General features: G+C 74.2%; 9 protein-coding genes. 7 read left to right on the top strand and 2 right to left on the bottom strand.

Annotation, left to right across the window (positions count from 1 at the left end; all coding sequences use genetic code 11):
• On the top strand, nt 1-428 hold a 428-nt coding region (locus tag ACSNN9_RS26975), incomplete at its 5' end, for a DUF4190 domain-containing protein (protein WP_436676071.1).
• Nucleotides 429-484: 56 nt separating this feature from the next.
• On the opposite strand, the gene ACSNN9_RS26970 is transcribed toward ACSNN9_RS26975, so the two are convergent.
• The gene (locus ACSNN9_RS26970) at nt 485-1,441 is read right to left on the bottom strand and encodes an HpcH/HpaI aldolase/citrate lyase family protein (protein WP_393258192.1); all 957 of its coding nucleotides are present in this window, start codon (nt 1,439-1,441) and stop codon (nt 485-487) included.
• 130 nt (nt 1,442-1,571) lie between these two features.
• Between ACSNN9_RS26970 and ACSNN9_RS26965 the strand changes: the two genes are divergently transcribed.
• The 6 genes from ACSNN9_RS26965 to ACSNN9_RS26940 all read left to right on the top strand — a co-directional run bounded on the left by ACSNN9_RS26965 (nt 1,572) and on the right by ACSNN9_RS26940 (nt 6,878).
• Nucleotides 1,572-2,396 (top strand): SDR family NAD(P)-dependent oxidoreductase, encoded by an 825-nt coding sequence (locus tag ACSNN9_RS26965; RefSeq protein ID WP_436676070.1) that lies wholly within the window; start codon nt 1,572-1,574, stop codon nt 2,394-2,396.
• Nucleotides 2,397-2,436: 40 nt separating this feature from the next.
• Entirely contained in the window at nt 2,437-2,601 is a 165-nt protein-coding gene (locus ACSNN9_RS26960; protein WP_436676069.1) for a hypothetical protein, read from the top strand.
• Between the two features lie 195 nt (nt 2,602-2,796).
• A complete protein-coding gene (locus tag ACSNN9_RS26955; RefSeq protein WP_436676067.1) occupies nt 2,797-3,891 on the top strand; it encodes a SagB family peptide dehydrogenase in 1,095 nt (364 codons plus the stop codon).
• Nucleotides 3,888-4,907 (top strand): alanine racemase, encoded by a 1,020-nt coding sequence (locus tag ACSNN9_RS26950; protein ID WP_436676065.1) that lies wholly within the window; start codon nt 3,888-3,890, stop codon nt 4,905-4,907. The genes ACSNN9_RS26955 and ACSNN9_RS26950 overlap by 4 nt, the downstream gene beginning before the upstream one ends.
• Nucleotides 4,904-6,151, top strand: coding sequence for an MFS transporter (locus tag ACSNN9_RS26945; protein ID WP_436676063.1), 1,248 nt, complete (start codon nt 4,904-4,906; stop codon nt 6,149-6,151). The genes ACSNN9_RS26950 and ACSNN9_RS26945 overlap by 4 nt, the downstream gene beginning before the upstream one ends.
• Nucleotides 6,135-6,878: a class I SAM-dependent DNA methyltransferase gene (locus ACSNN9_RS26940; protein ID WP_436676061.1), complete on the top strand. Its 744-nt coding sequence runs from the start codon at nt 6,135-6,137 to the stop codon at nt 6,876-6,878. The genes ACSNN9_RS26945 and ACSNN9_RS26940 overlap by 17 nt, the downstream gene beginning before the upstream one ends.
• A 162-nt stretch (nt 6,879-7,040) precedes the next feature.
• On the opposite strand, the gene ACSNN9_RS26935 is transcribed toward ACSNN9_RS26940, so the two are convergent.
• A partial coding sequence (locus tag ACSNN9_RS26935; RefSeq protein WP_436676060.1) for an EamA family transporter occupies nt 7,041-7,553 on the bottom strand: 513 nt, incomplete at its 5' end.

The following is a 7,553-nucleotide window of genomic DNA, read 5'->3' as shown; positions in this document are numbered from 1 at the left end:
TCCCCGCCCAGCCCACCGGCGCCGATCCGTACGCGCCGGCCGACCCGTACGCCCCGGCGGACCCTTACGCGGGCGGCGACCCGTACGCCGGGATGCAGCAGGCCTCCGGGCAGCCCGCGCCCGCCGCCTACCCGCCGGCCTACCCGAACTACGGCTACGCCCCCGCGTTGAAGACCAACGGCCTCGCCATCGCCGCCCTGGTGCTGGCGCTGGTCGGCATCGGCTCCTGCGTCACCGCGCCGATCGGCGCGATCCTCGGCCACGTCGCGCTGAACCAGATCCGGCAGTCCGGCGAGGGCGGCGAGGGCATGGCGAAGGCCGGCATCATCGTCGGCTGGATCGTCACCGGCCTGTACCTGCTGGTGATGCTCTTCTACGTGGCGATCATCGTCTTCGCGATCTCCCAGTCCGGCAACAGCACCTACTGACGCGACGGTGCCGCCCCGGCGCGGACCGGGGCGGCACGGACGTCGGAAGTGCGGAACTACTCCGCCGGCGGGGTGAACGACGAGGTGCGGGTCATGCCCGCGGCCCGGCCCTTCGCCGCCACCACCAGGGCCATCTTGCGGGACGCCTCGTCGATCATCTCGTCGCCGAGCATCACCGCGCCGAGCCGGCCGCCCGCCTCGGACGTGTAGTGCTCGTACGCGTCGAGGATCAGCTCGGCGTGGTCGTAGTCGGCCTGGGCCGGCGAGTAGACCTCGTTCGCGGCGTCGATCTGGCCCGGGTGCAGCACCCACTTGCCGTCGAAGCCGAGCGCCGCCGAACGCTTGGCCACCTCGCGGAACGCGTCCACGTCGCGGATCTGCAGGAACGGGCCGTCGATGGCCTGCTTGTCGTGCATCCGGGCCGCCATCAGGATGCGCATGAGGATGTAGTGGTAGGGGTCGCCCGGGTAGTCCGGGATGAGCGCGCCGACCACCAGGGACTTCATGTTGATCGAGGCCATGAAGTCGGCCGGGCCGAAGATGATGGTCTCGACCCGGGGCGAGGCGGCCGCGATGGCGTCCACGTTGACCAGGCCGGCGGCGTTCTCGATCTGCGCCTCGATGCCGATCCGGCCGACCTCCAGGCCGAGCGTCTTCTCCAGCTGGGTCAGCGTCATGTCGAGCCACTGCACCTGGGCCGCGTTCTGCACCTTCGGAAGCATGACGCAGTCGAGATTGGCGCCGGCCCCCTCCACCACGTCGATGACGTCCCGGTAGGTCCACGGCGTGGTCAGGTCGTTGACCCGGACGACGCGGGTCTTGCCCGACCAGTCGCCCTCGTTGAGCGCCGCGACGATGTTCTTACGGGCGTCGGGCTTGGCCAGCGGGGCGACCGCGTCCTCCAGGTCGAGGAAGACCTGGTCGGCCGGGAGCCCCTGGGCCTTGCCGAGCATCTTGACGCTGGAGCCGGGTACCGCGAGGCAGGACCGGCGGGGGCGACCGACTGCGGCCATGGATGCGCTCCTTCCAGCGTGCGGAGGGCACGCCGACGTCATCTGACGAGAATGCGAGGGCTTGACGATCCCCCCAAGAGTCTTTGTGACGCCACGGTAACCTCGTGCCGTGACCGGGGTGAATGGACCTGTGGAAGATCTCACTGGGCGTCGACTCGTGGTGGTGACGGGGGCCAGTTCGGGCATCGGCCTGGCGGCCGCCGTCGACCTGGCGCGCCGCGGTGACCAGGTGGTACTGGTCGGTCGGGACCCGGCCCGGCTCCAGGCCGCGGCGGAACAGGTCCGGGAGGCGGCCGGCGAGCGACCGGAGCTGTTCCGGGCCGACTTCGCGGTGCTCGACGACGTCCGCCGGCTGGCCGGGAAGCTGCGGGAGGCGTACGACCGGATCGACGTGCTCGCCAACAACGCCGGGGCGATCGTGCTCCAGCCCCTCACCACGGTCGACGGCTTCGAGCTGTCGATCCAGGCCAACCACCTGGCCCCGTTCCTGCTCAGCAGCCTGCTGCGGGACCGGATCGGCCGGATGGTGGTCACCGCCTCGGCCGCGCACCGCAGCGGCGTGCTCGACCCGGCCGACCTGAACGCCACGCTGCGCCGCTACCGGCCGATGCGGGCGTACGGCACCAGCAAGCAGGCGAACATCCTCTTCGCGGCCGAGGCGGCCCGGCGCTGGCCGGAGATCCCCACGTACTCCTACCACCCGGGGGTGGTGCGCAGCAGGTTCGGCAACGACAGCCGGCTGGTCGCCCTGGGCATGCGGTTCCTGCCGTTCCGCAGCCCGGAGAAGGGCGCCGAGACGCTGGTCTGGCTGGCCAAGCAGGACCCGGCGCGGCTGATCACGGGCGGCTACTACGCCGACCGGCGGCTGCGCCGGCCGCTGCCCAAGGCGGCCGACCCGCAGCTCGCCGCCCGGCTCTGGACAGCCAGCGCCGAGGCGGTCGGCGTCGCGGCCTGACGGTGCCGGCCGCGGCCGGGGCGCTGCCATACTCCGCCGCATGACGACGGGGAACGGCACCGACACGCACGACGGGCCCGCGGGGACGGGCGGCGACGACACCCTGCGGGTGCTGGGCCGGGACAAGGAGCTCCAGGCACGGCTCGACGCCGAGCCGGGCGACGCCGCCCCGGCCACCCGGGTGCTGGAGGTCCACGAGGTATGAGGCGGTCCCGGCCGATCCGGCACGGGGGTGTGTTCACAGTGGACTTGCTGATACGGTGCCTTGCAGTGATCAACGCCGATGAGTGAGGGGAGAGCGCACATGACCGAGCAGGTCGAGGCCTTCGAGCCGGTGGCGTCCGACGACTACGACCAGGAACTGACGTGCCTGGAGCCGCCGGTCGAAGCCTGACCAGTCGTGCGAGTCCGTGTGTCGCGGCTGGTCGTCTTCCTGTGGCGAGACGGTCAACTGGTCTGCGACGACCCGCTGAGGCACCGGCAGTTCGCGTTGACTGTTGAGGCGGAGAGGCTGCTGCGCGACTACGCCGACTGGGCCGAGCTCGACGGCCGGCTCGCGCAGCAGCTTCTCGACGCCCACGTCCTCGTCGCCGAGGGTTCGCCGGAACACGCCCGGGAGGAACGCCTCGGCGCCTGGCGCGACCTGGGACCGGCCGCCACCTACTACCACCTGGCCAGCCGGACGCTCGGCAGCGACGTCTTCCGGTCGGCGGCCGAGGACGCCGCGGTGCTGCGCGCCAAGACCGGCCAGCCGGACCCGGTCAAGGAGTACGACGGGCCGCGGATCGCCCTGCCCCACGCCGACCCGCCCGCGGTCGACTTCACCAGGGTCCTCGACGCCCGGCGCTCGACGCGCTGGTTCGACCCGGACCGCCCGGTGCCGCTGTCGTCCTTCGCGGCCCTGCTGCGCTGGACGGCCGGCGTTCGCCACGAGGTGGACGTCTCGGGGGTCGGGACGGCACTGCTCAAGACCGTTCCGTCCGGCGGAGCCCGTCATCCGGTCGAGGTCTATCCCGTGGTCCGCGACGTCGAGGGGCTGGAGCCCGGCGTCTACCACTACGCGGTGCGCCGCCACGAGCTGGTGCGGCTCGCCGCCGTGAGTGACGAGGACGAGCTGCGCGGGTGGTGCGGTGGGCAGCCGCACGCCGCCCAGGCCAACTTCCTGCTGATGTACGCGGCGGTGCTCGACCGGACCGTGTGGAAGTACCCGGCCGCACGCGCGTACCGTGCGCTCCTGCTCGACGTCGGTCACCTCAGTCAGACCGTGTACCTCACCGCGACCGCGCTCGGTCTCGGGACGTTCTTCACCGCCGCCACCCGCGACGCGCCCGTCGAGGACGCCCTCGGCCTGTCCTGGCCGGACGAGATCCTCCTCGGCGTGTCCGGCGTCGGCGTGCCGCACCCCGCCGAGCGGGAACGCCAGGCGGCGATGCTCGCCGGCGGGGACGCGGCGTTCTCCTTCCCCCCGGACGCCTGGCACGGACGCGGCGAATGACGCCGACGGTGACGGTCGACCTGTCCAGGCTGGACGCGAACATCTCGCGGTACGGCAGGCGCGCGGCTGAGGCCGGCGTCGCCCTGCGCGCCCACGTCAAGGGACACCGGACCCCCGAGATCGCCGCCCGGCAGGTGGCCGCGGGCGCCGTGGGCGTCGCGGTCCACTCCGCGGCCGAGGCCATGGCCTACCTGAAGGTGGGCGTGACGGACGTGGCGGTGGCCTGGCCGTGGCGCGATCCGTGGCGGTGGACCAGGTTCGCGCAGCTCGCGCGGCACTGCGCGGTGACGGTGCACGTGGACCACCCGGACGCGGTGGCCGGGCTCGGCGCGGCGGCCGAGGCCCACGGCGTCGAACTCGGCGTACGGATCGAGGTCGACACCGGTCTGCACCGGGTCGGCGTCGACCCCGACGCGGCCGGGGAACTGGCCGCCACGGTCGCGAGGACGCGCGGGGTGCGCCTGGCGGGCGTGACCGGGTACGTGGGGCTCACCGACGCCGCCGCCGCGCGCGACCGGGTCGGGCTGGGCCGCCGCCAGGCGTTGCTGCTGGTGTCGGTCGCGGAGCGGATCCGCGCGGCCGGGTCGCCCTGCCCGACGGTGAGCGTCGGCGGCACACCGACCCTGTCCGGCGCGCTGGACGTCGCCGGCGTGACCGAGGTGTGCGCGGGCGCGTACGCGCTGCTCGACGGCGGATTCGCCCGGCTGGGCGAGTGCGACCCCGAGGCGGTCGCGATCGCCGTCACCACGACCGTCACCGGGAACGACGGGCGGGTGCTGCGCACCGACGCCGACGCGCTGCTCGCGGGCGCCGACCAGACCTGGATGAGCGGTGTCGTGATGACCGCCCCCGACGGCGCGCCGGTCTCCCCGGCCTCGGTGTCGGTGGGCGACGAGCTGCGGGTGCTGCCCGGGCACGTGTGCCCCGTGGTGGCCCGCCGGCCGCTGCTGCACGTGCTCGACTCCGGCGAGCCGGTGGCGCGGTGGCAGGCGCTGGTCCGCCCGGACCGGGCATGACCGACGCCGTCGCGTCCGTGGACCGCCCGGCGGACCCGCTGCGCGAGCGCCGGTTCGTCCTGTTCGCCGCCGCCCGGACGGTCTCCGTCTTCGGCAACGCGATGGGGCCGCTCGCGCTGACCTTCGCCGTGCTCGACCTGCCCGGCGGATCGCCTCCGGCGCTGTCGCTGGTGCTCGCCGCGATCTCGGTGCCCCGGATCGCGCTGATGCTGCTCGGCGGCGTCATCGGCGACCGGCTGCCGCGGCACCGCGTACTGGTGGCGGCGGAGCTGATGTGCGGCACGGCGTACGGCGCGATGACCGTCCTCGTCCTGACCGGGCGGGCGGGCGTCGCCGCCCTCGCCGTCTGCGCGGCCGTCGCCGGCACCGCCTCCGCGCTGCTGCTGCCCTCGCTGAACGGGTTGACCGCGCAACTCGTCGCGCCGCAGGCGCGGCAACGCGGCAACGCCGTCCTGCGGCTGGGCACGAACACCGCCACGGTGGCGGGCTTCACCGCGGGCGGCGCGCTGATCACCTGGCTGGGGCCGGGCTGGGCGCTGGCCCTCGACGCCGCGACGTTCGCCGTCGCCGCCGGGCTCCTCGCGCGGCTGCGCCTCGCCGGCGCACCCCGGCCGGCCAGGCGGGACCTGCCGGCCGAGCTGCGCGACGGCTGGCGGGAGTTCGTCCGGCGGCGCTGGCTGTGGCAGGTCGTGCTCGCCGCGGCCGTGATCAACGCCGCCGTCGGGGTCACCTTCGGGCTCGCCGGGCCGTTGCTCGCCAGGGCGCACCTGGGCGGCGCGAGCGCGTGGTCCGGTGTCCTGGCCGGGTACGCGGTGGGCATGTTCGCCGGTGTGCTGGTCGCGATGCGGATCCGGACGACCCGGCCCCTGCGCACGGCCGTACTCGCCGTGTCGCTGCTGGGACTGCCGGCGCTGCTGCTCGGAGCCGGTGCCGCGCTGCCGTTCGTGATCCTCGCCGCCGTGCTGGCCGGGGTGGCCTTCGACGTCTTCGGCGTGCTGTGGGAGACGACCGTCCAGTCCGAGGTGCCGACCGAGGCGATGTCCCGCGTGAGCGCGTACGAGTGGCTGGGGGCGGTGGGACTGGGACCGCCGGTCATGATCGCCGCCGGTTTCGTCGTACCCGCGCTCGGCGTAAGGACGACCCTGCTCGGTCTGGCCACGGTGATCTTCATCGCCGCGCTCGTCCCGCTGGCCAGCTCCCCCGTCCGGCACTACGAAAGGCAACTCGATGGCCGAGTACGTTGACGCCTTCGTCACGGCGTATGACCGCTTCTGGGCGCCGTACCCGGAGCGGATGGGCGACGCGTGGCTGCGGCTGCACGCGCACGTCGCGCCCGGATCGGAGCGGAGCCTGCTCGACGTGGGCTGCGGTACGGGCATCGTGGCCGCCCGGTTCGCCGCCGCCGGCTACCGGGTCGTGGGCGTGGACGTCTCGGCGGCGATGATCGCCCGCGCCCGGGAACGGCTGGCCGGCACCGACGCGGTGCTGCTGGCCGCGGACGCCGCGGACTTCGAGGTGCCGAGACCCTGCGCGTTCGCGGTCTCCACCTACGACATCGTCAACCACGTCGGCGGGATCGACCGGGTCCGCGCCTACCTGCGCTGCGTCCACCGGGCGGTCGCTCCGGGCGGCTGGTTCGGCTTCGACATGTCCACGGTCAGGGGCCTTCTCGCCGACGTGCCACCGGTCACGCGGCAGGACGGAACCGTCTCGGTGGTGGTGGCGCGGGGCCCGCTCGACGGTGATCGCCGCCCGCTGCACGTCACCGGTGAGCTGCGCGCCGACGACGGCCGCGCGACCCCCTTCGCCACGACGATCACCAACACCGCCCATCGGATGGCCGACGTGCTGTCCGCGCTGGCGGACGCCGGCTGGGTGACGAGCCACGTCGCCGCCGTCGACGACCTGCTCACCCCCGTACCGGACCCGGAGGCGCTACCCAGGGTCGCCGTGGTCGCCCGACGCCCCTGACCGCCGCCACCCGACCCCCTGCCGCCGCCCGGGCGCGGCGAGGGACGGGGGTGGCGGGCTGCGCTGCCGGCGCTCCTGAGCTGCGCAGGGACCGGGGTGGCGGGCTGCGCTGCCGGCGCCGCGGAGGGACCGGGATGGGCGCGACGCCCGCGGATTCGCGGGTCAGTCGGGTGCGGGGCCGGCGTCGGCGGGGACGACGGCGGGGATCGGTCGGACGCGGCGGGCCGCGCGGGCGCCGCCGAGCACCACCACCGCGACGCCGGTCAGGAGCAGCGCCAGCCCGAGCAGGGCCGTGACCCCGGGCAGCTGCCCCAGCCAGGCCCAGCCGATCAGGGCCGCGCCCGGGGCCTCCAGCAGGGCCAGCACGCTGACCGTGGTCGCCGAGACCTTCTTCAGCGCGTAGTTGAACATCGAGTGCCCGAGCAGTTGGGCGCCGGCCACCAGGGCCAGCACGACGAGCCAGGTGCCGGTGTCGAAGCCGGTCAGCGGCACCCGGCCGACCAGGCAGACCACGAGCAGGACCAGCGCGCAGACCCCGTAGCAGATGGTGGTGTACGTGGTCGTGCTGATCGTCGTGCGGGCGCGCTCGCCGAGCGCGGTGTAGACGGCCGCGAAGAGGCCGCCGGCCACCGCGAGCAGGTCGCCGGCGACGGCCCGGCCGGAGACGGCGAAGTC

This window comes from Micromonospora sp. URMC 107 (genome assembly GCF_051386315.1).
Taxonomy (GTDB): Bacteria; Actinomycetota; Actinomycetes; order Mycobacteriales; family Micromonosporaceae; genus Micromonospora.
This window is presented reverse-complemented; position numbering and strand designations above follow the sequence as displayed.

What these genes read in the sequence shown, in the direction of transcription:
- ACSNN9_RS26950 (WP_436676065.1), top strand. Translation starts at nt 3,888, where the DNA reads ATGACGCCGACGGTGACGGTCGACCTGTCCAGGCTGGACGCGAACATC.
- ACSNN9_RS26960 (WP_436676069.1), top strand. Translation starts at nt 2,437, where the DNA reads ATGACGACGGGGAACGGCACCGACACGCACGACGGGCCCGCGGGGACG.
- ACSNN9_RS26970 (WP_393258192.1), bottom strand. Translation starts at nt 1,441, where the DNA reads ATGGCCGCAGTCGGTCGCCCCCGCCGGTCCTGCCTCGCGGTACCCGGC.
- ACSNN9_RS26945 (WP_436676063.1), top strand. Translation starts at nt 4,904, where the DNA reads ATGACCGACGCCGTCGCGTCCGTGGACCGCCCGGCGGACCCGCTGCGC.
- ACSNN9_RS26940 (WP_436676061.1), top strand. Translation starts at nt 6,135, where the DNA reads ATGGCCGAGTACGTTGACGCCTTCGTCACGGCGTATGACCGCTTCTGG.